This is a genomic window from Mycobacterium sp. DHQP2018-32-09 (assembly GCF_058148405.1).
This window is the reverse complement of the sequence record NZ_JBYVYK010000038.1, coordinates 17,150-41,130: the sequence shown is the minus strand read 5'-3', so window position 1 is coordinate 41,130 and position 23,981 is coordinate 17,150. Positions and strand designations below refer to the sequence as shown.

The window sequence follows — 23,981 nt, the reverse complement described above, 5'->3', positions numbered from 1 at the left end:
CGCGTCGTCGTCGTCGAATTCCCTACTGGACCTTGAACATCCAGATGAGGTTGGTGGTCAGCTCGCCGGTGGGCGACCACTGGTAGTTGCGGGCCACGCCCTGACCGTTGTAGTTGCGGACGAAGTCCAACAGCGCCGGCCGGGTGATGGCTCCCGAGTCGATGCCCTTCAGCAGGATCGTGCCCAGGTCGTAACCCTCGGTGCTGTAGGTGCCCGGATCGGCGTTGAACTTGGTCTTGTACTCCTCGGCGAACGACCCGGTCGCCGGGCCACACGGGCACGACAGCAGCGCGTCCTTGGAGGCCTCGCCGGCCTGCTTGACGAACTCCGGGTCCTTGGTGCCGTCGGCGCTGACGAAGGTGGACGTCACACCACCGTCGCGCAGCTGCTGCACCAGCGGCGCCGCCTCCGAGTAGTAGCCGCCGTAGAACACGGCGTCCGGTGCGGCGCCCTTGAGCTGGGTGACGGCGGCCGAGAAGTCCTTGTCGCCCTTCTTGACCGAGATGTTGCACTGCGAGTCGGCCACGGCGCCAAGGGTCTCGCGCACCGCGGTGGCCAGCCCCAGGCCGTAGTCGGTGCTGTCGTCGACGACGCAGACCTTCTTGTAGCCCAAGGTGTTCTTCATGTAGTTGGCCACCGACGGGCCCTGCACGGCGTCGTTGGCCAGACCGCGGAAGAAGGTCTTCCAGCCCTGCTCGGAGAGCGTGGGGTTGGTGGCCGACGCGGTGACCGCGACCAGGCCTGCCTGGTCGAACACCGTGCCCGTGGCCTTGGTCTCGCCCGAGAACGCCGGCCCGACGAGCCCGATGGTGTACTGGTCGTCGACGATCTGCGGGGCGATGGCGGTGGCCTTCTGGGGGTCGCCCTCGGTGTCGAACTTCTTCAGCTGCACCTGGCAGCCGGGATTGGCGGCGTTGTGCTTGTCGATGGCCAGCTGCACGCCGTTGACGATGTTGATGCCGAGTGCGGCGTCGGGGCCGTTCAAGGCACCGGCCATGGCGATCGACACGGGCGGACAGGTGGCCTTGCCGTCACCGGCGGGATCGGCCGGCGTGGTTCCCTCGGCGGCCTTGACCTCGCCACCGTTCTGGTCGATCTGTACCTGCTCGACGATCTTGAGATCGGACTGCGAGGCGTTCTCCTGCGGTGCGGGCTGGCTGCAGCCGGCAATGGCCAACGCCAGCATGCCCGCGCTGCCGAGAGCAAATGCACTGCGTGCGACGCGACCGTGCACGTTTCACCTCCGGGTCGTCGATTGTGTTCTGACAGCGGCGTCGCAACCACCCGAGGCGGCGGCGAGGCTTCCGGTAGAACATAGCCAACGCGTGGCCGCGGTGCGTGCTGTTGGGAAATGCGAGCCGGGTGTCGGCTGAACGACGCGGGTAAACCGCGGCGTTCGAAACGAAGCCGTTACGTACCCTCGGGCGCGTCGAGGGTCTCCAGGACCACCTCGGCGACGCGCTTCATCGTGGTGCGGCGGTCCATGGCCGCGCGCTGAATCCACTTGAACGCCTCGGGCTCCGTCATGCCCTGCTTCTCCTGCAGCAAACCCTTGGCCCGTTCGACCAGCTTGCGGGTCTCGAGACGGTCGGACAGTGAGGCGACTTCGGCTTCCAGCTCGGTGATCTCGCTGAATCGGCTGACGGCCAGCTCGATGGCCGGGATGAGGTCGGTGACCGAGAACGGCTTGACCAGATAGGCCATGGCGCCGGCGTCGCGGGCCCGCTCGACGAGTTCGCGTTGCGAGAACGCGGTGAGCACGACGATGGGCGCGATGCGCTTGGAGGCGATCTCGGCGGCGGCGTCGATGCCGTCGCGACGCGGCATCTTCACGTCCATGATCACGAGGTCGGGTTTGAGGCTCTCGGCGAGTTCGACGGCCTCCTGACCGTCACCGGCCTGCCCGACGACGTCGTACCCCTCCTCGCGCAGCATCTCGGCGAGGTCGAGGCGGATCAGCGCCTCGTCCTCGGCGATGACTACACGGCGTGCGGGGGTGTCGGCATCCGACGGTGATGCGGTCATCCCGACATCATCCCGCGTCCGCCGCAGTTCAGCGAGTGCGGGGCCGTTTCGCGCCCGCGCGGGCATCCTCTATGGTGGGAGACCGCACGACGCTGGCCCTCGTATCCCAACTGGCAGAGGAAACGGATTCAAAACCCGTGCAGTGTGAGTTCGAATCTCACCGAGGGCACCACACGCGGATCGCCGCAGCGACCGACCTCCGTCGGGCCGTCGTCCGCCCACGCGCCGTCCACGAACGCTGACGCGCAACCACGTCTCGACGCCCCGGGGACCGCACGTTTTTCAGCGCCGCACGTCCCCTGGACATGGCACCGCCGCGACCCCCTCACGGGAATCGCGGCGGTACCCCTCGAAGGATCGGTCAGTGCTCCGATCCTGCGCCCGACGAAGCTCCTGCCGTGCTCTTCGTCGCCGTCTTGTCCTTCTCCGCGCCGCCGTCGGCACCGGCCTTGACCTTCGGCTCGGCCTTGGTCGACGCCGTGCTGGTCCCCGACGTCGCGCTCGACTTCACGCCGGGCTTGGCGGAACCCGCCGTCTTGGCGCCCGATGACGTCGCCGACGACGACTTCGCGTCCTTGGACGTGGTCGAGTCGCTCGAGGATCCCGTCGCGCCGTCCTTCGACCCGGTGTCGCTCGACCCGGTGCCCGTGCCGGCAGAACCCGTCGAACCGGAGCCCGTCGAACCCGAGCCCGTCGAACCCGAGCCCGTCGAACCCGAGCCCGTCGAACCGGAACCGGTGGAACCCGAGCCCGTCGACCCCGAGCCCTCAGCGTCGCCCTTGGCGGGTGTCGACGTCGAGGCATCGGTGCCCGAGCCTGCCGACGGCTCCGCAGGCGTGGATTCGGCCGGCGTCGACTCGGCCGGCGTCGTCGGCTCCGTCTGGACCGGCTCGGTGACCGGCGCCTCGACCGCAGGCGCGGTGACCTCCGGGGTGACGACCTCGGGCGTGAGCACGGCCGGGGTCAGCTCCAATGCGGCCGAAGGCACCAGCTTGGTGATCTCACCGGCCTTCAGCGTCACCTCCACGGCCGACGCCTCGGTGGCCGACTTCTCCGCAGCCACATCCGAATTGGCCTCGGGAGCTGCCAGCGACGCGGTCGCGGTCGACGTCGTCGTGACCACCGCGGGCTTGGCGGGCGCGATGCCGAACAGCCGCTGGATCGACTCGACGAACGACTGGATGATCGCCCCGGGGTTGAAGATGTTCGAGAACGCCTGGGCGAACGAGGCGACCGCCTTCGAGATGGACTCGAAGAACGCGGCGATCGGGTTCACCACGGGCTGCCCCGGCGTCACCACCGGCGGCGTCGTCCACTGCTTGATCCAGTCGGTGATCACCTGCACGGCGGCCTTGGCGGTGCCGTCGAGATTCCAGAGCCCGTAGTAGAACTCGTCGTTGCCCAGCTGATTGGCCCCCGGCACCAGGTCCTTCATCGTGGTGTAGAGGAAGACGGGGCCGGCCGTGGCGCCGAAGTTCTGCCACCAGTCGAGCAGGTCCTTGATCCACGCCGCCTGTTGCGCATCGGTGAACTTGTCCGGGACGGTGGGCAGGTTGTACTCGGTGAGCCAGATCATCTTGCCGCCCAACAGGTTCTTGAGGGCGTTGAGCTGCTGCGACGGGGTCAGCATGCCGGGCGCGCAACCGGGGCACAGCCACGTGCTGATGGGCCCCTGCTGCTCGTACGGGTGGAACGCCAGAGCGTCGAAGAAGTTGCCCGCGCCGGCGGCCAACATCCGCTGCACCCACGACACCGGATCCATCGTGATCAGCGAGTTCTGCACCGCACCCAAGCCGCCGGCGATGACGGTCGCGGTCTTGTCGAGGCCGGTGGTCGCATCCTTGATGATCGGGTAGATCTTCTTCAGCATGTCCGCGTAGGCCTCGGGACTGATCGTGCTGTAGAACATCGACGCGTTCGGTTCGTTCCAGATCTCGTACGCCGACACCACACTGGAGTACTTGCCGACGAACACCTTCATGAAGTTGGCGAACTTGTCGAGGTCGGGAATGTCGGAGCCGGGATACAGGATCGTCCGGATGTCGTCCGGGTTGGTGCTCGCCCACCGCGGCGTCCCGTTGACCTCAGCCAGCACGCCCATGTTGCGCTGCTGGGCGGCCTTCATGATCATGTCGACCGCGCCCCAGTTGTACGTGCCCTCTTGCTGTTCGACGATGCCCCACGGCACGAACACCCGAATGTTGGTGACGCCCATGGCCAACATGTCGTCGAGCGCCTTGTCGACCTCGGCCTGCGTCGACGCGGCCGTCAGGTGCGAATCGGCGAAGCCGACGGTCGTCGGCTTCTGCACGATCTCGGCGACCAGTGAGTAGTCGGCCTCGGCGACCAGTCGAGGCGGCTGCGGCACCTGGTGAGCGAAGCCGCTCACGTAAGCGCTAGCCATGGCGACCGGGAGGGCAGCGATGACGCTGCGCGTCGCGACCTGTCCCAGCAGACGACGCGTGCGTGTGGTCATGTGGAGTACCCCCTTGCTAGGGCTGAAGAATTATCGGTTCCGTCAATCGGTGCGCTGAATTTACCCCGCCGTCAGCAAATTCGGAAACCCGAAACGATAACAGGGAAATGGTTTGAATTGCGCCGTTAGCTGGCGACTGTCGATGTGCGCGAAACGCCATTCACGGCGAAATACCAAAACTATAAATACCAATGGCATGAAGATAGCGACAATCGCTCGTCGCTACACTTTTTGCAGTTCAAAGCGCTGATCTGGCTGGCAGTACGTTGTGAGAGCAGTCGAAATCGTTACCAATCCGTGCTGTTTCAGCAAGTAATGACACAGCTGTGATTAAAATCTGTCAAACTCAGACACGATTTTTGACACCGAGGGCGACATATTGGCGTCAGGCGGCGGGCAAACGAATGCCGGCACGGTTTCGGCCGATCTTGAACGCCCATCGCGCCGATTTGCGACTGCTTGAAGCCGCAATGGTCTAGTCCGAATTGCCCTTTTTGTCCGCGGCGTCGCCGCGCTCCGGGCCCTTCTCCTGGTCCGGTTTGCCCCCGCCAACGGGACCCGGCCGCTCGCTCGCCGACGGACGCTGCCGCTCGGGTGCCGCCTTGGCAACGTCGGATGCCGACGAGTCGCCCTTCGGACGTCCTGCGGTGTCTGCCGCGGCGGGGGCCGTCTCGGACGCCTTGGGCGTGGCGTCGCCGGCCTTGGGGGTCGACGGCGTCTGCGCCGGCGTCTGCCCGACAGTCCCCTGCGGCTCGGAAGGGGTCGCGCCGGCGGTCACGGCCGGCGTCGACGATGGTGAATCCTGCTGCACTGCAACGGAAGCATCCGCACTCCCGGCACCCTCCACCGCCGGCTGCGACACGGGCGGCGACGTCACGGTCGTCTCGACCGCGACGGGGCGCGAGGCCGGTTCGGCGGCGTGCTCGGCGGCGGGCGCAGGCGCCGCGGTGGCCCCCTCTCCCCCAGTGGCGACGGTGGCCGTCTCGAGCGCGGGCGCCGCGACGACGCGTGCCGCCACCGCCGTCTCGGCGACCTGGGGGGATGCGGTGGCGGTGGTCACCGGGGCCGGATTGGCAAGGGCGGCCGCCCAGTTCGCCAGCGCCTGCGCCAACGCCTGCGCCACGGCGTTGGCAAGCTGTTGAGCCACGGCCTGCAGGAACTGGGCCACCGGGTCGACCGGCGGTTGCTGTGGCAGCGTCTGGGTGGGATGGGCCGCGATCCACTGCCGAATCACCTCGGCCGCGAGCTTCGGCGTCCAGTCGTTGTTGAAGATGCCGTACGTGTACTCGGGGTTTTGGGAGTTCTGGCTACCAACCGGGTACTGGTCGCGAGTGGTGTAGACGAACGCCGGTCCGGCCCACGACAGCGTCGACCACTTCTGCAGGAAGTCCTGGATGAAGCTCGCCTGCTGCTGCTGCGTCACGTTCGCCGTCGGCAGGCCGTACTCGGTGACCCACACCAGCTTGTCGCTGACCGTCGCCCCCGGGGCCGCATCGTATTGATCCATCAACGCCTTGATGGCCTCGAGCTGCGCCAACGGTGACAGCGGATATGACTCACCCTGCGAGAACGGCAGCGTCTCCTGGTAGGGATGGAAGGCCAACGCGTCGAAGTACGGGGCCGCGCCCGCCTGATACATCCGCTTCACGTACTCGACGGGATCCAGCGTGATGCCGCCGAAACTCAGAACGGCGCCCAGCCCCGCCGCGACCACCGTCGCGGTGGGGTCGATGCTCTTGATCTCGGGATAGGCCGCCTGGAGCAACTGCGTGTAGGCCTCGGGTGACACCGGCTGGTGGAACGCCACGTAGTTGGGCTCGTTCCAGATCTCGTAGGCCGATACGACGTCGGAGTACTTGGTGGCGAAGGCGCCGACGAACTGGCGGAAGGCAGTGAGGTCGGGTTGGCCCGCGCCGGGCAGCGTGCCCGACGGCGCCGCCCACGCCGGCGTGCTGTTGATCTCGGCGAGAACGCCCATGTTCCTGGCCGCGGCGGCCTTCATGATCGTGTCCATGGTCGACCAGTCGTAGGTGCCTGCGGTCGGTTGGACGAACGACCACGGGACGAACACCCGGACGTTCTGCACGCCGAGTCCCTGGAGTTCGTCGAGTTGTCGGTCGATCTCCGCGGGCGTGAGGAAGTAGAGGCTCGAATCCGCGACGCCGACCGTCGTGTTCGCGACGTTGATCTCGGCGACTGGCCGCACGTCTACGGTGACCGACCGGATCGAAGGGGTACCGCCGAGGGCGTGCGCACCCACCATGGCCGCCATCATGGCCACGGGAAGCACCGCCAGCACCACCCGGAGCGCGAATCCGCGGAGCATCGCGATCGCCGTCTTCGTCATCGTCGTTCCCCTTGCGTCCGCGCGCCGTGATCTTGGCGTGACGTGCTCAAGGTAGCGCGTCGTCAGCAAATTCGGTCCACGAAATTCCTGATTGCTCAGGCAACCAGTACGGGGTGTGTCAGCTTCGCTTTGTCAGGCCGCGCCAGCGATCCGTCTGAGCAACGTGCACCGCCCGGACGCCGTTGGCGCTGCACTTCACGCGCGTTGCCGGTCACCAGGCGCGACGGATTCTGTCGCGGGCGGCAATATGTCGCAGGTGTGCAGCAACGGCAACAGACACCTGTCAACTCATTGCCATCGCACAGGAAGGCAAACGAAGTTATCTGCATGCCAGTCAATTGCGACATGAGTCAGCGATCGACGACGGCGTCACCCGCGTCGGACTCGCCGGAGTCGGTGCCGTTGGCCAACGTGCGCGCGTACCAGGCACCCATGCCCAGCAGTCCGAGACCCACCACGATGAACACCACCACGCGGAAGATCCCGGCGAGCGTCGCGAGGTCGAACAGGAACACCTTCGCCACCGCGGCGGCGACCAGGGTCATGCCGGCGGCGACCGGCAGCGCCCGCCGAGCCCGCGGCAGTACCACGGCCACGCGCAGCGCCACGCCCGCGACTGCCAGCCACACGACGGTGGCCGCGACGTGCCCGGCGTAGAACCCGCCATCCCGGCCGCCGATGAGCACGCCCGCGGTCACCGCGCTCGTCGTCACGGCGTAGAGCAGGCCGCATCCGGCGACGGCGACGGCAAGGCGCGTCACGTCCTCGTCGGCGTCGCGCTGCGCCCACCGCACCCGCACCGTCAGCGCCACGTACGCCGCCGCCAGCACGCTGCTCACCAGGATCGACACGGCATGGGCCGGCGACGGGACCGTCGGATGGAGCAGCGCCGACACGGGCGCGAGGTCGACGTAGTAGACCATCCCCAGCGCCGCGAACGTCATCGACGCACCACGGGCCACGTTGCTCGACGCGCCGACCACTGCCGTCGCGCAGCCCAGGGCCAGGAGCACCGGCGCGGCCACCGCGCCGTCGAACGCCACCACGACGGCCACCAGCACCGCCGCCGCCGCCCACGCCGCCCACACGCGACGCACGGGTTCGTCGACACCCGGCAGTCGGCGTCCCAACAGGACCAAACCCAGCACCACGGCCGACAACGCGGCGGCAAGGATCGCGGCCGTGCTGCGATCCGTGGCCGTCGCCAACCCCAGGACGGGCGCGGTGCCGACGACCGCCAGCAGGGCCACGCCGACGGTGTGCCGACCGTGGGGCAGCACGAGAAGCGCGCTGACGAGGGCCAACAGCGCGCCGATGGCGCAGGCCGCCGCGATCCACCCGGAGTGCGCGGGGTCGACGGCGACCACCGCCACCAGCAGCGGCACCGTCGCCACGGCCGTGCGCGCGCCGTGCAGCGCCACCCAGTCGCGGCCGAGCTGCACCGGCAGCGTCACCGCCGACAGGGCCAGCGAGAAGCCGACGGCCAGCAGATCGATGCCGCCGGTGACCACGGGGACCAGCACCACCAGGGGAACCAACACCAGCAGTCCGAGACGCTCGGAGTGCCAGCGGCGAGACAGGGTCAGCCCCGCGCCCGCGACCGCGGCGGACAGCAGCAGGCCCACCGCCGCGGGCACCCAGGCGTACACCGCGGTGACCGCGACGACGTCGACGTAACCCGCCGCGATCCCCGTCGCGGCCAGGGCGATGGCACCCACCCGCCCGCCGGGTCGCCCCTGCAACCGGGCACCCGAGGCCACCAGGCCCGCGGCGAGCAGGGCGCCAGCCGCGACCCGTACGCCCGGGGACAGCAGCCCCGCCTGAGCTGCCAGCACGACGAGCAGGACCACGCCGACGAGCGTGACGGCCACCCCGGCCACGGCGAGCGCCTTGCCGACCCACCCTTCCGACTTCGGCGGGGCCGGGGCCGGGCCGCTGGCCGTCGTCGCCGGTCGCTGGGATGGCGCAGCGGGTGGCGCCGGGGCCGCCGCGGGCTGCGGGGCGACGGGCCAGGGCGGAGGTGACGGAAGCGGCTCGACCCGGCGCTCCGCCAGCAGGCGGTTGAGGTCACGCAGATCCGACGACGCCCGCGCCACGTAGCTCGCCATCACCGCGACGTCGTTGGTCACCCTGCCGAGGAGCGCCCGTTCCGATTCGGTCATGCGGTCGGTCATGCGGCCATCGTGACAGCGCGACGGCGTCGCGCGGATGAGTAGGACTACCCGAGATGGGCGGGTCGGATGGGCGGGTGAGATCCGCAGGCGGCGCGCGCCTACTCGTCGAGGCCGTGTTCGATGGCGTAGCGGGCGAGTTCGACACGATTGGCCACCTGCAGCTTGCGGAAGGTCGCCTGCACGTGGTTCTCCACGGTGCGGTGACTCAGCGACAGCCGCTCGGCGATCTGCCGTGCGGTCAGCCCCTTGGCCACGTAGCGCAACACCTCGGTCTCGCGCTCGGTCAACCGCGGGGTCTGCGGGCCCGCCTCGGGGGTGCGGGCGATGCGGCGGTACTCCCCCAGCACCAGACCGGCGAGACCGGGCGTGAACACCGCGCGGCCGTCGGCGGTGGCCCGAACCGCCTCGGCCAGTTCACCTTTGGAGGCGCTCTTGACCAGATAGCCGGTGGCGCCCGCCTTGACCGCCTCGAGGACGTCGTCACGCTCGTCGGACGCCGACAGCACCAGCACCCGGCTGGCCGGCGACACCGCGAGGACGGCCGCGGTGGCCGTCGCACCCGTGCCGTCGGCCAGGCGCATGTCCATCACCACCACGTCCGGTGTGACGACGTGCGCACGCCGGCGTGCGGACTCGACGCCATCGGCGGTAGCGACCACCTCGAACCCCTGCTCCTGCAGATCCCTGGCCACCGCGTCACGCCAGATCGGGTGGTCGTCGACCACCATCACCGTGCAGCCGTGGTCACCGCCGTCCATCGGACCCACCCTCACTCATCTCGCCGTCCGGGGAACCGTGAGTTCCCACTCGGTGCCCGCCCCCGGCGACGTCGTCAGCCGGGCCGACCCGCCGAGCCATTCCAGCCGTCCCACGATGGACGTCGACACCCCCAGCCGGCCATCGGCCGCCGCCTGCTCGAGCCTACCGGCGGGGATGCCGGGACCGTCGTCACGGACGCTGACCACGACGGCGTCGCCGAGATCCTCCAGCAAGACGTAGGCGCGCGCGCTCGGGCCGGCGTGGGCCGCGGTGTTGTTCAAGGCATTCGACACCGCCGCAACGAGTTCCGCCGCGACGGCGGCGTCGAGTGGCACGGGTGTCGGCGGCAGACTCACCGACACCCGGTCGGAGGCACGCGCGCGCAGCAGACCGGCCACGTCCACCTCCGAGCCGGCCGCGGCGGGCCCCGCGTCGACCGCGCTCACCAGCCGCCGCAGCGCCCGCTCCTGCTCACCCGCCAGTTCGGCGAGTTCGGCCGTGGGCCCGCCGATCTCACGTCCTCGGCGGGCCACCAGCGCGAGCACCTGGATGGCCCCGTCGTGGACCTCGCGGGACAGCCGCTCACGTTCCTCGGTGGCGGCGGCCAGCCGGATGGCACGTTGTAACTCCGCGTGGGCGCGCCGCGCGGTGAGGGCCGCCATGCCCACGGCCAGACCCACCGCCAGTTCGATGACGATGGTCGCGTTGCGTCCCACGTCGAGGCTGACGTAGCCCTTCAGCGTCGCGCTCGCGGCCATCACGACCGCACCCGCGACCATTCCGACGACGGGGCCGCGCAGGATGGCCGCGGAGATGGTGGCATTCGTGGCCCACAGCGTCGTGGGCCACGACTGGTTGTCGAGCACCCACCGATCCGAGGCCACCACGTCGGTCGAGAGCATCAAAGCGACCACGACCGCCACCTCCGCGCCGACCCACGCCGAGCGCCTGCCGAAGCCACGCAGATAGGCCACCGCGAACCCCGCGCTGCACGCCAGCAGGACGCCGAACAGCGCCCACGCCAGACCACGCCGCTCCAGGTCGGGATTGACCGCGATCTGGAAGTACAGTGCGTACAGACAGCTGAGCAGACGGAAACCCTGGGCGGCCCGCCACAGCGGCGTGGTGGGGTCGGGCTCGTTCACGACGCCAGGAGTCACATCACCTTGGACAGGAAGGCCTTGGTCCGTTCGTGTTTCGGGTTGCTCATCACCTCGCGCGGATCGCCGCGCTCCACGACGACACCGCCGTCCATGAACACCAGCTCGTCGGCGACCTCGCGGGCGAAGCCCATCTCGTGGGTGACCACCAGCATGGTCATGCCCTCGGTGGCGAGCTTCTTCATCACGGCGAGCACCTCGCCCACCAACTCGGGGTCCAGCGCCGACGTCGGCTCGTCGAACAGCATCAGCTTGGGCTCCATGGCCAGCGCCCTGGCGATGGCCACGCGCTGCTGCTGTCCACCGGACAGCTGCGCCGGGTAGGCCTCCGCCTTGGCCGCCAGCCCCACGCGATCCAGCAGCTCCTTGGCCTTCCGTACCGCCGCGTCACGCTTGATCCGCTTGACCTGGGTGGGTGCCTCGATGACGTTCTCGAGGACCGTGCGATGCGGAAATAGGTTGAAGTGCTGGAACACCATGCCGATGTCGCGACGCTGGACGGCCGCCTCCTTCGGCTTCATCTCGTGCAGCTTGCCGCCCCGCTCGCGGTAGCCCACCAGGTCACCGTCGACGTAGAGCCTGCCGGCGTTGACCTGCTCGAGGTGGTTGATGCAGCGCAGGAACGTCGACTTGCCGGAACCGGACGGCCCGACGATGCACAGCACCTGGCCGCGACCCACCTCCAGCGTCACGCCCTTGAGCACCTGCAGGGCGCCGAAGTTCTTGCACACCTGTTCGGCACGCACCATGGGCGTGGTCCCGGACGAGGGCTGCTGTGACGTCACGGGTGCGCCTCTCCCATCTGCGCCTTCGCCAGCGCCTCGAGCTGCTTGGTGGTGAGCTTGCGCGACGAGCCCCGGGCGTAATGGCGCTCGAGGTAGAACTGGCCCACCATCAGCAGGCTGGTCACCGCGAGGTACCACGTGGACGCGACCAGCAGCAGCGGCACCGGGTCGAAGATGCGGGCCGCGATCTCGCGGGTGGCGATGCTGTACACGTCGAACGCGTACGGTACCGCCGTCACCAGCGACGTGGTCTTGAGCATGCTGATGACCTCGTTGCCGGTGGGCGGGATGATCACGCGCATCGCCTGCGGCAGCACCGTGCGCCGCATCGCCATGCCCCATCCCATCCCCAGCGCCGTCGACGCCTCCAGCTGCCCCTCCGGCACCGAGCTGATGCCCGCGCGGATGATCTCGGCCATGTAGGCGGACTCGTTGAGGGCCAGGCCGATCATCGCGAGCAGGAACGGGATGGACAGCGACTGCAGATCGAGCGTGAAGAACGTGGGCCCGAACGGGATGCCCAGCTGGATCTTGGAGTAGATCACCGGGATCAGACCCCAGAACGCCAGCTGCACGTACACCGGCGTGCCGCGGAAGATCCACAGGTACACCCACGACACCGAGCGGAAGACCGGGTTGGGCGACAGCCGCATCACCGACAGGATCACGCCCAGCACGATGGCGATGACCATCGAGTAGACGGTGAGCTGCAGGGTGTTGCCGACACCCTGCAGGATGCGTTCGTTGAACAGGTACTCGCCGTAGGTCTTCCACCCGTAGGCCGGGTTGGTCGCGGCCCCGTAGACGAACAGGGCGACGAGGATGACGATGACGCCCGCCGCCACCCACCGCCACGGGTGCCGAAGCGGAACGGCGTCGATGGCGGCGGGGTGGTCGCGCGGCGACGGTGCGTCAGCGGTCATGGACGAGCGTCAGCTGATCGCGCCGTTGATGACGGGCTTGTCGATCATCCCGTTCTCGACGCCCCAGTTGGTCGCGATGGTCTTGTAGTCGCCGGTCTGGATGAGATGCTCCAGCGCCTTCTGCAGCGACTGCGCCAACGGTGAGCCCTTCGCGACGGGCCAGCCGTACGGTGCGGAATCGAAGATCTCACCGGCGGCGACGAGCTTGCCGTTGCTCTGCTTGATGGCATAGGCGGTCACCGGCGAGTCGGCGGACATGGCGTCGGCCTGGCCGAGGACGACGGCGTTGGCAGCGGCGTCCTGCCCGTCGAACGGCAGGATGGTGATCGCCGGCTTCCCGGCGTCGGTGCACGCCTTGCTCTTGGCGGGCAGCTCCTCGGTCTCCTGCACCGTGGTCGCCTGCACCGCGACCTTCTTGCCGCAGGCATTGTTCGGATCGATGTCGCCGCCCGACTTCTGCGCCCAGCTGGTGCCGGCCGAGAAGTAGGTCACGAAGTCGACCGACTGCTCGCGTTCCTTGGTGTCGGTGAACGACGACATGCCGACGTTGAACTGTCCGCCCTGGATCGACGGGATGATCTTGGCGAAGTCCGCCTCGCGGTACTCGGCCTGCAGTCCCAGCGTTGCTGCGATGGCGTTCATGAGATCGACGTCGAAGCCGACGATCTTGCCGCTCTCGTCCTTGAACTCGTTGGGAGCGTAAGGAATGTTGACGCCGACGATGAGCTTGCCGGACGACTTGATGTCCTCGGGCACCGTGTTCGCGATCTCGTCCACCTTGCTCGCACTGGCGGCGGTGGTGCTCGTCGACGGCCCGGCGCTGTCGTTGCTCGACGAACACCCGGAAACGATCATTGCGCCCGACGCGGCAAACACCGCAACGAGACGCAGGAACTTCCCACCTGACACGAGTTGCCTCTTCTCTCTAACCTAGGGCCGTCTTGGGTCCCCTCCAGCGGAGCAGGTTAACGACCGTGGAGCCAGCACGCATGGCCGGTAACGAGACATTAACGACCTTCCGGAGGCGGCGACGGCGTTATCGGCATGGACCTGCCGAAAACCGCCCCGCGCGCGAGGCCTGTGCCACACTTTCGACCATGAGTTCCCCTGCGGCGCCTACCCTTTTACCCCACCTGTGGAAATCGGCTCTGCTCTCGGGCGTGTTGGCCGTCGCGCTCGGCGTGGCCGCGGTCGCGTGGCCCAACATCTCCATCGCCGTGGCCGCCATCTTCTTCGGTGCGTACCTCCTGATCGCCGGCGTGGCCCAAGTGGTGTTCGCCTTCAGCCTCGACGTCTCCGCCGGCGGGCGCATCCTGCTGTTCATCAGCGGCGCCGCCTCGCTCATCCTCGCCGTGCTGGCCTTCCGGCACCTGTACGAGGCCGTGCTGCTGATGGCGATCTGGATCGCGATCGGGTTCGTCTTCCGCGGCGTCGCCACAACGGTTTCCGCGATCAGCGACCCGACCCTGCCCGGACGCGGCTGGAACGTGTTCACCGGCATCGTCAGCCTCCTCGCCGGCGTGATCGTGCTGGCGTGGCCGTTGTCGTCGATGCAGACGCTGGCCCTGCTGGCCGGCGCCTCGCTCATCGTGATCGGCGTCATGGAGGTGGCATCGGCCTTCGCGATCCGGCGGGCGACCAAGCAGCTGGCCCCGGCGCCGGCGCCGTAGGGGTGTGGCACCACGCGACGCCGGCTAGGGACGTGCTGCTGGTCTCATCCCATTGGTCGGGCGACCTCGAACTACTACACTTTGTCGTAGATCGGTAGTAGATCGCCGGTCACGACCCGCAGCCCGGGGGATGGAGCTCATGGACGCGCTCGACGTATCACGGTGGCAATTCGGCATCACCACCGTCTACCACTTCATCTTCGTCCCGTTGACCATCGGTCTGGCACCCCTGATCGCCGTCATGCAGACGGTGTGGGTGATCACCGGCAACCCCGCCTGGTATCGGCTCACCAAGTTCTTCGGCAAGCTGTTCCTCATCAACTTCGCCCTCGGCGTCGCCACCGGGATCGTGCAGGAATTCCAGTTCGGCATGAACTGGAGCGAATACTCCCGCTTCGTCGGCGACGTCTTCGGCGCCCCGCTGGCCATGGAGGGCCTGGTCGCGTTCTTCTTCGAGTCCACGTTCATCGGGCTGTGGATCTTCGGCTGGACCCGGTTGCCGCGGCTCGTCCACCTCGCCTGCATCTGGATCGTCGCGTTCGGCGTCAACGCGTCGGCGTTCTTCATCATCGCCGCCAACTCCTGGATGCAGCATCCGGTGGGCGCGGTGGTGAACCCGCAGACCGGTCGGGCCGAACTCACCAGCATCGTCGCGCTGTTCACCAACAACACCGCCGTCGCCGCATTCGGGCACGCGGTCATGGGCGCGTTCTTCGTCGCAGGCACGTTCGTCGCCGCCGTGTGCGTGTGGTGGCTGGTGCGCAGCGCACCCGCCCGGTCGTCGGCCGGGGGCACCGGCGCTTCCGGGGACACCGGCGCTTCCGGGGACACCGTCGCTTCCGGGGACACCGTGCACACCGCAGACTCCGACGCCCGCACCATGTATCGCCCCGCCGCCATCCTCGGGTGCCTGGTGGCGCTGGCCGCCTCCCTCGGGCTGTTCTTCACCGGCGACGTCCAGGGCAAGCTGATGTTCGTCCAACAGCCCATGAAGATGGCGTCGGCAGAGTCGCTGTGCCACACCGCAACCGATCCCGCGTTCTCGGTGCTCACGGTCGGCACCCACAACAACTGCGACAGCGTCACGCACGTCATCGAAGTGCCCTACGTGCTGCCCTTCCTCGCCGAGGGCAAGTTCTCCGGGGTGACGCTGCAGGGCGTGGGAGACCTCCAGCAGTCCTACGAGCAGAAGTTCGGCCCCGGCGACTACCGGCCCAACCTGTTCGTCACCTACTGGTCCTTCCGCGCCATGATCGGCCTGATGGCCGTGCCGACGCTGTTCGCGCTCGTCACCCTGTGGCTCACCCGCGGCGGCCGCATCCCGCAGCAGCGCTGGCTGTCCCGATTCGCGCTGCTCACGCTGCCCACGCCGTTCCTGGCCAACAGCGCGGGCTGGGTGTTCACCGAGATGGGCAGGCAACCCTGGGTGGTGGTCCCCAATCCGACGGGCGACCCCGACGTGCGGCTGACCGTCGCCGAGGGCGTCTCCCACCACGGCGCCGGCCTGGTCTGGACCTCCCTGGTGCTGTTCACCGGCGTCTACGCCGTGCTGGCCGTCATCTGGTTCTGGCTGCTGCGCCGCTACGTCGTGGAGGGCCCGCTGGAACACGACGCCGAACCGGCACCCCCCACACCACCGGCCGACGACGACGTCGCGCCCCTGTCGTTCGCGTACTGAGGAGCACGCCGTGAACATCCAGGACTTCTGGTTCGTCCTCCTCGCCGCACTGTTCCTCGGCTTCTTCGTGCTCGAGGGTTTCGACTTCGGCGTCGGCATGCTGATGCGGTGGTTCGGCCGCGGACCGGCCGCCGACCCCGAACGCTCCCAGCGGGCCGTGCTGAACACCATCGGACCGGTGTGGGACGGCAACGAGGTGTGGCTCATCACCGCCGGTGGCGCGATGTTCGCGGCGTTCCCCGCGATGTACGCCACCCTGTTCTCCGGCCTCTACCTGCCGCTGCTGGCCATCCTGTTCGGCATGATCGTGCGCGTCTGCGCCATCGAATGGCGCGGCAAGATCGACGATCCGAGATGGCGGGCGTGGGCGGACACCGCGATCGCGGCGGGATCGTGGTTGCCCGCGGTGCTCTGGGGCGTCGCGTTCGCGGCGATCGTGCGCGGTCTCCCGGTGGACGCCGACGAGCAGATCCGCCTCGGGCTCGGCGACGTGCTCAACGCCTACACCCTGCTGGGCGGCCTGGCCACCGCCGGCCTGTTCGCCTTCCACGGGGCCGTGTTCATCCGACTCAAGACCGACGGTCGGGTGCGTGACGAGGCCAACCGGTTCGCAGCGCTGCTGGGGCTGCCGGTCACCGTCGTCGTCGCCGGGTTCGGGGCATGGACCCAGCTGGCCTACGGCAAGGACTGGACGTGGCTCGTGCTCGGCGCCGCCGTGGTGGCCCAACTGGCCGCCGTGCTGCTGGTCTGGGGTGATCTGCGCGACGGATGGACGTTCGTCTGCACCACCACGGTCGTCGCCGCCGTCGTCGTGCTGCTCTTCGGCTCGCTGTACCCCGACGTCATCCCGTCGACCATCGACCCCGCCTTCAGCCTGACGGTGGCCAACGCCTCCTCGTCGCCGTACACGCTGAAGATCATGACGTGGGCGGCGCTGCTGGCGACACCGCTGGTGATCGGCTACCAGGCCTGGACCTACTGGGTGTTCCGCAAGCGCATCACCGCTGAACGCATCCCCGACCCCATCGGGCTGTCCACCCGCATGCCGTGAACCCGCTGCGCGACTCCCCCGCCGTGCGCCGCCACGTCGCCGCGACCGTGTGCTGCGGGGTCGTCGTCGCGGCGTGCGCGCTCGCGGCAGCCGTCCTGACCGCCCACCTGGCCGCGGGCATCATCACTTACCCCGCGACCCGCACCCCGGCGCGGTGGGCGCCCCAGCTGGCGGTGCTCGCCGTCCTGTGGGCCGTCCGCGGCGGCGCCCAGTGGGTGCAGGCCAGGCTCGGCCAGCGCGGGGCGACGGCCGTCATCGCCGACCTCGACCGGCGCGTCCTGACCGGCGTGACCGGACTGCCACCGCGTCGGCTCGCCGACGTGCACGACGACGCCGCCGTGCTGGTGACGCGCGGCATCGACGCGGTGCGCCCCTACTTCACGCGCTTCCTGCCCGCCGTCGTGCTGGCCGCGCTGGTGACGCCGGCCGCGGTGGTCCTGATGGCCTGCTACGACCCGCGATCCGCGCTCGTCGTCGTCATCGCGTTGCCCTTGATCCCCGTCTTCATGATCCTCATCGGAATGGTCACCAAGGAACGCTCCGCCGCGTCCCTGGCGGCCATGGGCACGCTGCAGGCACGCCTGCTCGACCTTGTCGCCGGAATCCCGACGCTGCGCGGTGTCGGCCGCGCCGCGGGCGCCGCCCCCCGCATCGCCGAACTCGGCAGGGCCCACCGGCGGTCGGCCATGGCGACACTACGCATCGCGTTCCTGTCGTCCTTCGTGCTGGAGCTGCTGGCCACGCTCGGCGTCGCGCTGGTCGCCGTCGGCGTCGGGCTGCGCCTGGTGTTCGGCGAGGTCGCGCTGGCCGATGCCCTCACCGCGCTGCTGCTGGCGCCCGAGGCGTTCTGGCCGCTGCGCCGCGTCGGCGTGGAGTTCCACGCCGCCCAGGACGGCAAGACCGCCGCGGCGGCGGCACGGGCGTTGCTGGACGAGCTGCCCGCACCGGCCGGTGGTGCGGCGACGGTGACCGCCCACGGCGCCCCGATCGTACTTGCCGGGGTGACGGTCGCCAGCCGCGACGGCGCCGCCCCGCACGACCTGTCCGCCGTCGCCGCACCCGGCGAGGTCACCGTGCTCACGGGACCGAACGGCGCGGGCAAGAGCACGGCACTGCAGGCCATCCTGGGGCTGGTGGCCCCGACGGCGGGGCGCGTCACGGTGGGCGGCATCGACGTGAGCACCCTCGACCTCGACCGCTGGTGGACCAGCGTCGCCTGGCTCGCGCAGCGACCGGTCCTGGTGCCGGGTACGGTGCGCGACAACCTCGAGACCTTCGGCCCGCTGACCGATCTCGACGCTGCCTGCGCCGCATCGGGTTTCGACGACGTGCTGGCCACCCTGCCCGAAGGGTGCGACACCGTGCTCGGGCGGGGCGGCACGGGCTTGTCGCTGGGCCAGCGCCAACGCCTGGGATTGGCGCGGGCACTCGGTTCCCCCGCTCCGGTACTCCTGCTCGACGAGCCGACGTCGCACCTGGACGCCGAGACGGAAACCCGTGTGCTCGAGGCGATTCGGCGACGCGCCGCCGCGGGCGCGACGGTGGTCGTCGTGGCCCACCGCGCGGCGGTGCTGGCCATCGCCGACCGCGTGATCGACGTCGTCGGGTCGCGGGGTCCCGTCGCCGAGACCGAGGGTGCGTCCCTTGTCCACCCGTGAGGCGGTACGCGCCGCCACGGCGCTGCTGCGGCCGCGGCGCGGCCGCCTGGCTGCGGCGGTCGCACTAGGCGTGGGGTCCCTGGGCTGCGCGCTGGCCCTCGCCGGCGTCGCGGCATGGTTGATCGCCAGGGCGTGGCAGATGCCGCCCGTGCTGGACCTCGCGGTCGCCGCGGTATCCGTTCGCGCCCTGGGCATTTCGCGCGCCGTGCTCGGCTACTGCGAACGTCTGGCCACACACCACACCGCGCTGGACGCCGCCGGGAACGCCCGCACCGGTCTCTACGCCCGGCTGGCCGCGGCGCCGCCCGATGCGGTGCTGCGCTGGCACTCAGGCGAACTCGTCGCACGGCTGGGCGCGTCGGTCGACGAGCTGGCCGACGTCGTGGTGCGCGCGGTGCTGCCCATCGCGGTGGCCACCGTCCTCTCGGTGGCCTCGGTGGTGACCATCGCCGTCATCTCCCCCGCTGCGGCAGCCGTTCTGGCGACCTGTCTGGTGGCGGCGGGCGTCGTGGCGCCGTGGCTGGCGGCCCGCGCCGCCACCGCCGAGGAGACCGTGGCCGCCGAGCTGCGCGGCCGCCGCGACACGGCGGTCATGCTGGCCCTCGACCACGGCCCCGAACTCCGCGTCGCCGGCCGTCTCGACGCCGTCATCGCGGAAGCCGAACGGCGGCAAGGTGAGTGGGGCGCGGCCCAGGACCGTGCCGCGCTGCCCGCCGCCGCAGCCGCCGCCGTCCCCACCCTGGCCATCGGCGCCAGCGTGCTGGGAGCAGCGATCGCCGCCCTCGTGGTCACCCCCGCCCTGGCGCCCACCACGGCCGCGATCCTGCTGCTGCTACCGCTGTCGGCGTTCGAGGCGACCACCGCGCTGCCCGGCGCCGGGGTCGCGCTGACCCGCGCCCGCATCGCACTCGCCGAACTCGGGGCGCTCGACGTGGCGCCCGCGGGCCGCCGCCGCCGCCCCGCCACGGCAGAGATCGCGGTGGCCGACGGGGACCGCATCGCCGTCGTGGGCCCCAGCGGCGCGGGCAAGACCACGCTGCTGCAGGCCGTGGCCGACGCCCACCAAACCCCGCTCACCGCGGGCTTCTTCGCCGAGGACGCCCACGTGTTCGCCACCACGGTGCGCGACAACCTGCTGGTGGCGCGCGGCGACGCCACCGACGACGAACTGCACGCCGCCCTGGACGTCGTGGGACTGTCCGATTGGCTCGCAACCCTGCCCGACGGACTGGCCACCGTGCTCGTCGGCGGCGCGGCCGCGGTCTCCGGCGGACAGCGACGCCGCCTGCTCCTGGCCCGCGCGCTGGTGTCGGACTTCCCGATCGTGCTGCTGGACGAACCGACCGAGCACCTCGACGCCGCGGACGCCGACCGGCTGCTCACCGAACTGCTCGGTCCGCGTGGGCCGTTCGGGGCCGACCGTGCCGTCGTCGTGGCCACCCATCACCTGCCGAAGGGGCTGGCCTGTCGGGTGATCGAGGTACGTCCGGGCGGGTACGCTCGGCAGACATGACCGGATATCCGGGCGGATATCCCCCGCCCCAGCAGCCGCCCGACTACCCGCCTGGTTACGCACCGCAATACCCACCTGGCTACCCACCGCAGGGATACGGGCCTCCCGGCTACCCCGGGATGCCCTACTCGCCGGGCCCGGTCGGACCCCGCAACGGTCTCGGCATCACCGCGCTGGTGCTCGCGGTCGTCGCGCTGCTGGCGTTCTGGTCGGTGATCGGCGGCATCGTGCTGGGGGTCGCCGCCGTGATCGTCGGCGTGGCGGCCCGACGCCGCGTACGCCGCGGCGAGGCCACCAACGGTGGCGTCGCGATGGCCGGGGTGGTCCTCGGCGTCGTCGCGGTCGTGCTGTCGGCGGCCTTCATCGCGGTGTGGGTCTCGATGTTCGACGAGCTGGGTGGCTCCGACTACCTGGATTGCGTGGCCCGCGCCGGGTCCGACAGCCAGGCCGTCGACGGCTGCGTGCGTCAGCTCACCGATCGTCTCGACCAGCAGTTCAGCACCGTGCCGTCAGCTCGCTGAGCCGCCGGGGAAGTGCTTGACGATGCCCTCCTGCACCACCGTCGCGAGGACCTGGCCCGCCTCGTCGAAGAAGTGACCGGTGCCCAGGCCCCGGGAGTCGGCCGCCACCGGTGACGTCGTCGAGTACAGCACCCACTCGTCGAAGCGGAAGGGTCGGTGGAACCACACCGAGTGATTGATGGTCACCGCGAAGATGCGGTCGAACCCCCACGACAGCCCGTGAGTGGTGATGATCGAGTCCAGCACCGTGGTGTCCGAGGAGTAGACCAGCGCGGCGTGGTGCAGCGCCGGATCGTCGGGCATGGGCCGCTCGGTCTTCATCCAGACGCGATTGTGGTCCAGCCGGCCGCCCTTGTCCCGCATCACCCACGCCGGATCGTTGGTGTAGCGCCACTCGATGGGTTTGAGCGCCTCGACGAACAGCGGCACGGTCTCCTCGTACCCGGCGAGCACGTCGTTGATCTTCGGAAGCCCGTGCGGCGCAGGGACGTCGGGGGCCGCGACGCCGTGCTCCAGGCTGCGGCCGCCGGCCAGGAACGACACGAACGCCGAGACCAGCAGCTGCCCGTCCTGCATCACGTCGACCCGGCGATTGGCGAACCGCCGCTCGTCGCGCAGCCGGTGCACCACGAAGTCCAGATCCCGAGTGGGATCGCCACCGGCGATGAAGTGCGCCGACAACGCGTTCGGCGGCAGCGGACGGGGCACGGTGCGGCTGGCGGCCACGAACGCCTGTGCCATCATCTGCCCGCCGAAGGTCCGGATCGGGTTCTTGCTGGGATGACCGCCGACGAACGCGTCGTCACCGACACCGCGGAGGTCGAGTATCGCCAGAAGCTCGTCGAAGTCGCGGGTCTCCGCTGGCGACACTCGGCCTCCTTCAGGGGTCAGGCGTGGTCGTCTTCGCCGATCCGGTGCACGTGGATCAGGTTGGTCGAGCCTACTGTGCCGGGCGGAGCGCCTGCGACGATGACCACCAGGTCGCCGCGCTTGTAGCGGCCCAACGACAGCAGCGACTCGTCGACCTGCCGGATCATGCCGTCCGTGGTCTGGATGTGCGGCACGATGAACGTCTCGGTCCCCCAGGTCAGCGCGAGCTGACTGCGCACCTCGGGCAGCGGCGTGAACGCCAGCAGCGGCAGCGGCGTATGCAGGCGGGCCAGCCGCTTGACCGTGTCCCCGGACTGCGTGAACGCCACCAGGGCCTTGGCGTCGAGACGCTCGCCGATGTCGCGCGCCGCATAGGAGATCACGCCGCGCTTGGTCCGCGGCACGTGGGTCAGGGGCGGCGCCGCCGTCGAGTTCTCCTCGACCGCGCTGACGATGCGGGCCATCGTGCGGACCGCCTCGAGCGGGTACTTGCCCACCGACGTCTCACCCGAGAGCATCACGGCGTCGGCGCCGTCGAGCACGGCGTTCGCCACGTCGGACGCCTCGGCCCGGGTGGGCCGCGAGTGCTCGATCATCGACTCCAGCATCTGCGTCGCGACGATCACCGGCTTGGCGTTCTCGCGGGCCATCTGGATGGCCCGCTTCTGCACCAGCGGCACCTCTTCGAGCGGCAGCTCCACGCCTAGGTCGCCGCGGGCGACCATGATGGCGTCGAAGGCCAACACGATGGCCTCGAGGTTGGCCACCGCCTCGGGCTTCTCCAACTTCGCGATCACCGGCACGCGCCGACCGACCTCGTCCATGATCTCGTGCACCAGCTCGATGTCGGCGGGTGAGCGCACGAACGACAGCGCGATCAGGTCGACACCCAGGTTCAAGGCGAACTTCAGGTCGTCGATGTCCTTCTCGGACAGGGCGGGCACCGACACGTTCATGCCGGGCAGCGACAGGCCCTTGTTGTTGCTGACGCGGCCACCCTCGGTGACCGTGCACACCACGTCGTTGCCGTCGACGTGCTCCACCACGAGACCGACGTTGCCGTCGTCGACGAGCAGGCGGTCACCGGGTGCGGCGTCCGTGGCGAGGTTCTTGTAGGTCGTCGACACGCGATCGTGCGTGCCCATGACGTCCTCGACGGTGATTCGCACCGTCTCCCCCGACGTCCACAGGGTGGCACCCGTCGAGAACCGCCCGAGCCGGATCTTCGGCCCCTGGAGATCGGCGAGCACGCCGACGGCGCGGCCGGTGGCGTCCGATGCCTGCCGGACGTATCGGTAGTTGGTCTCGTGGTCGGCGTGATCACCGTGGCTGAAGTTGAGCCGGGCGACGTCCATGCCGGCTTCGACGAGGGCCTTCACCATCTCGTCGGAGCCCGTCGCCGGACCAAGGGTACAGACGATCTTTCCGCGTCTACTCACGGTTGAGGAGCATAGTCCTGATCGATTCAGATGACGATTCGTCGGGCCTGCCGAGTCGCTGTCAGCACGCGGTCACCGCGCGTCCCGCAGCGGTCCCCGACGCCCGCGGTCATCCTCCCGAGAACGTCGGGACCAGCGGAAACCCGGGCAGGTTGCGCACCACCGTCCACGCCACCACGCAGATGACCAGGATCACGATCGCCGGAACGGGCATCAGCCGTTCACCTCGGCGCCACCGGAGAACCAGCCACAGGGCCAGCACCGGCAAACCGACGAGGACGAAGACGTTGTCGGTCACGGCCGCCGCGAGGTCGCCGTGCAGCACGTCGTGCGTCATCCGCAGGCCACCGCACCCGGGGCACTGCCACCCCGTCAGGGACTTGAACGGACAGGTCGGGAAGAGGAAGCCGGGCCGGTGCGGGTCGGCGAGGCCGACGTAGGCCAACGCCCCCGCGAAGACGGCGCCCGTGCCGAGCACGGCGAACCGTCCGCCGAGCCCGCCGGCCGTGGAGCGCGCCGGATCAGGTGCCATCACGCAGCGGGCGGCCCTGAGGATCGCGGACCCGATCGGTGAGGATGAGGATCGCGTCGATGACGCCCCAGATGAGCGCGCCGACGCCGCAGGTCACCAGGCCCACCACGAGCTGCAGGATGCCGAACCCCGTCTGACCGAGGTACATGCGGCCGATGCCGACCAGCCCGATGACGCCGAGCAGCTGCAACAGCCCGGCGACCACCTTGGACTTCTCCGAGTAGGGCTCGCCCGTGACGGGATGCCGACCGTAGGGCGCCGTCGGGTCGAAATACGCCCCCGGCGGCGGGTAAGGCGGGGGAAAGCCCTGCTGCGGGACCTGTCCGGGCGGCGGGGGCGGCGGGTTCGCCGACCAGTCGTCGCGGCCACCAAACTGCGGTTCGGTCATGGCGTTCAGCAT

At 69.6% G+C, this 23,981-nt stretch carries 20 protein-coding genes and 1 tRNA gene; 7 read left to right on the top strand and 14 right to left on the bottom strand.

Features of this window, described 5'->3' with window-relative positions:
- Positions 1-22 precede the first annotated feature (22 nt).
- Both AC30CM_RS18530 and AC30CM_RS18525 read right to left on the bottom strand, forming a co-directional pair.
- On the bottom strand, positions 23-1,234 hold the full coding sequence (locus AC30CM_RS18530) for a branched-chain amino acid ABC transporter substrate-binding protein (RefSeq protein ID WP_490118364.1): 1,212 nt from the start codon (positions 1,232-1,234) through the stop codon (positions 23-25).
- 176 nt (positions 1,235-1,410) lie between these two features.
- Positions 1,411-2,025, bottom strand: coding sequence for an ANTAR domain-containing response regulator (locus tag AC30CM_RS18525; protein ID WP_490118363.1), 615 nt, complete (start codon positions 2,023-2,025; stop codon positions 1,411-1,413).
- A 95-nt stretch (positions 2,026-2,120) separates the two neighbouring features.
- On the opposite strand from AC30CM_RS18525, the gene AC30CM_RS18520 reads away from it, so the two are divergent.
- Positions 2,121-2,197, top strand: a tRNA-Leu gene (locus AC30CM_RS18520).
- Between the two features lie 189 nt (positions 2,198-2,386).
- Here the strand turns inward: AC30CM_RS18520 and AC30CM_RS18515 are convergent.
- From AC30CM_RS18515 to AC30CM_RS18480, 8 genes are all read right to left on the bottom strand, one after another.
- On the bottom strand, positions 2,387-4,501 hold the full coding sequence (locus AC30CM_RS18515; RefSeq protein WP_490118362.1) for a glycosyl hydrolase: 2,115 nt from the start codon (positions 4,499-4,501) through the stop codon (positions 2,387-2,389).
- 475 nt (positions 4,502-4,976) lie between these two features.
- Positions 4,977-6,848, bottom strand: coding sequence for a cellulase family glycosylhydrolase (locus AC30CM_RS18510; RefSeq protein ID WP_490118361.1), 1,872 nt, complete (start codon positions 6,846-6,848; stop codon positions 4,977-4,979).
- Positions 6,849-7,198: 350 nt separating this feature from the next.
- On the bottom strand, positions 7,199-9,022 hold the full coding sequence (locus AC30CM_RS18505) for a DUF2339 domain-containing protein (protein WP_490118360.1): 1,824 nt from the start codon (positions 9,020-9,022) through the stop codon (positions 7,199-7,201).
- Positions 9,023-9,120: 98 nt separating this feature from the next.
- Positions 9,121-9,780: a response regulator gene (locus AC30CM_RS18500; RefSeq protein ID WP_490118359.1), complete on the bottom strand. Its 660-nt coding sequence runs from the start codon at positions 9,778-9,780 to the stop codon at positions 9,121-9,123.
- Positions 9,781-9,795: 15 nt separating this feature from the next.
- Positions 9,796-10,926: a MacS family sensor histidine kinase gene (macS, locus tag AC30CM_RS18495; protein ID WP_490118358.1), complete on the bottom strand. Its 1,131-nt coding sequence runs from the start codon at positions 10,924-10,926 to the stop codon at positions 9,796-9,798.
- Between the two features lie 11 nt (positions 10,927-10,937).
- Entirely contained in the window at positions 10,938-11,690 is a 753-nt protein-coding gene (locus AC30CM_RS18490; RefSeq protein ID WP_490118386.1) for an amino acid ABC transporter ATP-binding protein, read from the bottom strand.
- Positions 11,691-11,722: 32 nt separating this feature from the next.
- Positions 11,723-12,649 (bottom strand): amino acid ABC transporter permease, encoded by a 927-nt coding sequence (locus AC30CM_RS18485; RefSeq protein WP_490118357.1) that lies wholly within the window; start codon positions 12,647-12,649, stop codon positions 11,723-11,725.
- A 9-nt stretch (positions 12,650-12,658) separates the two neighbouring features.
- The gene (locus AC30CM_RS18480) at positions 12,659-13,504 is read right to left on the bottom strand and encodes an ABC transporter substrate-binding protein (protein ID WP_490118385.1); all 846 of its coding nucleotides are present in this window, start codon (positions 13,502-13,504) and stop codon (positions 12,659-12,661) included.
- Positions 13,505-13,746: 242 nt separating this feature from the next.
- On the opposite strand from AC30CM_RS18480, the gene AC30CM_RS18475 reads away from it, so the two are divergent.
- The 6 genes from AC30CM_RS18475 (at position 13,747) to AC30CM_RS18450 (ending at position 20,740) form a co-directional block, all read left to right on the top strand.
- Entirely contained in the window at positions 13,747-14,319 is a 573-nt protein-coding gene (locus AC30CM_RS18475; RefSeq protein WP_490118356.1) for an HdeD family acid-resistance protein, read from the top strand.
- A 139-nt stretch (positions 14,320-14,458) separates the two neighbouring features.
- A complete protein-coding gene (locus tag AC30CM_RS18470) occupies positions 14,459-15,997 on the top strand; it encodes a cytochrome ubiquinol oxidase subunit I (RefSeq protein WP_490118355.1) in 1,539 nt (512 codons plus the stop codon).
- A gap of 10 nt (positions 15,998-16,007) precedes the next feature.
- On the top strand, positions 16,008-17,048 hold the full coding sequence (cydB, locus tag AC30CM_RS18465; protein ID WP_490118354.1) for a cytochrome d ubiquinol oxidase subunit II: 1,041 nt from the start codon (positions 16,008-16,010) through the stop codon (positions 17,046-17,048).
- A 23-nt stretch (positions 17,049-17,071) separates the two neighbouring features.
- Positions 17,072-18,706, top strand: coding sequence for a thiol reductant ABC exporter subunit CydD (gene cydD, locus AC30CM_RS18460; protein ID WP_490118384.1), 1,635 nt, complete (start codon positions 17,072-17,074; stop codon positions 18,704-18,706).
- A complete protein-coding gene (locus tag AC30CM_RS18455) occupies positions 18,693-20,219 on the top strand; it encodes an amino acid ABC transporter ATP-binding/permease protein (protein WP_490118353.1) in 1,527 nt (508 codons plus the stop codon). Before cydD ends, AC30CM_RS18455 begins: the two co-directional genes overlap by 14 nt.
- Positions 20,216-20,740, top strand: a complete 525-nt coding sequence (locus tag AC30CM_RS18450) for a DUF4190 domain-containing protein (protein WP_490118352.1) — start codon at positions 20,216-20,218, stop codon at positions 20,738-20,740. Before AC30CM_RS18455 ends, AC30CM_RS18450 begins: the two co-directional genes overlap by 4 nt.
- On the opposite strand, the gene AC30CM_RS18445 is transcribed toward AC30CM_RS18450, so the two are convergent.
- The 4 genes from AC30CM_RS18445 to AC30CM_RS18430 all read right to left on the bottom strand — a co-directional run bounded on the left by AC30CM_RS18445 (position 20,729) and on the right by AC30CM_RS18430 (position 23,969).
- Positions 20,729-21,610 (bottom strand): acyl-CoA thioesterase II, encoded by an 882-nt coding sequence (locus tag AC30CM_RS18445; protein WP_490118351.1) that lies wholly within the window; start codon positions 21,608-21,610, stop codon positions 20,729-20,731. The two genes, AC30CM_RS18450 and AC30CM_RS18445, sit on opposite strands and share 12 nt — an antisense overlap.
- A gap of 17 nt (positions 21,611-21,627) precedes the next feature.
- A complete protein-coding gene (pyk, locus tag AC30CM_RS18440; protein ID WP_490118350.1) occupies positions 21,628-23,049 on the bottom strand; it encodes a pyruvate kinase in 1,422 nt (473 codons plus the stop codon).
- A 109-nt stretch (positions 23,050-23,158) separates the two neighbouring features.
- A complete protein-coding gene (locus tag AC30CM_RS18435; RefSeq protein WP_490118349.1) occupies positions 23,159-23,581 on the bottom strand; it encodes a DUF2752 domain-containing protein in 423 nt (140 codons plus the stop codon).
- Positions 23,571-23,969, bottom strand: a complete 399-nt coding sequence (locus tag AC30CM_RS18430; RefSeq protein ID WP_490118348.1) for a TM2 domain-containing protein — start codon at positions 23,967-23,969, stop codon at positions 23,571-23,573. Before AC30CM_RS18430 ends, AC30CM_RS18435 begins: the two co-directional genes overlap by 11 nt.
- Positions 23,970-23,981: the final 12 nt, after the last annotated feature.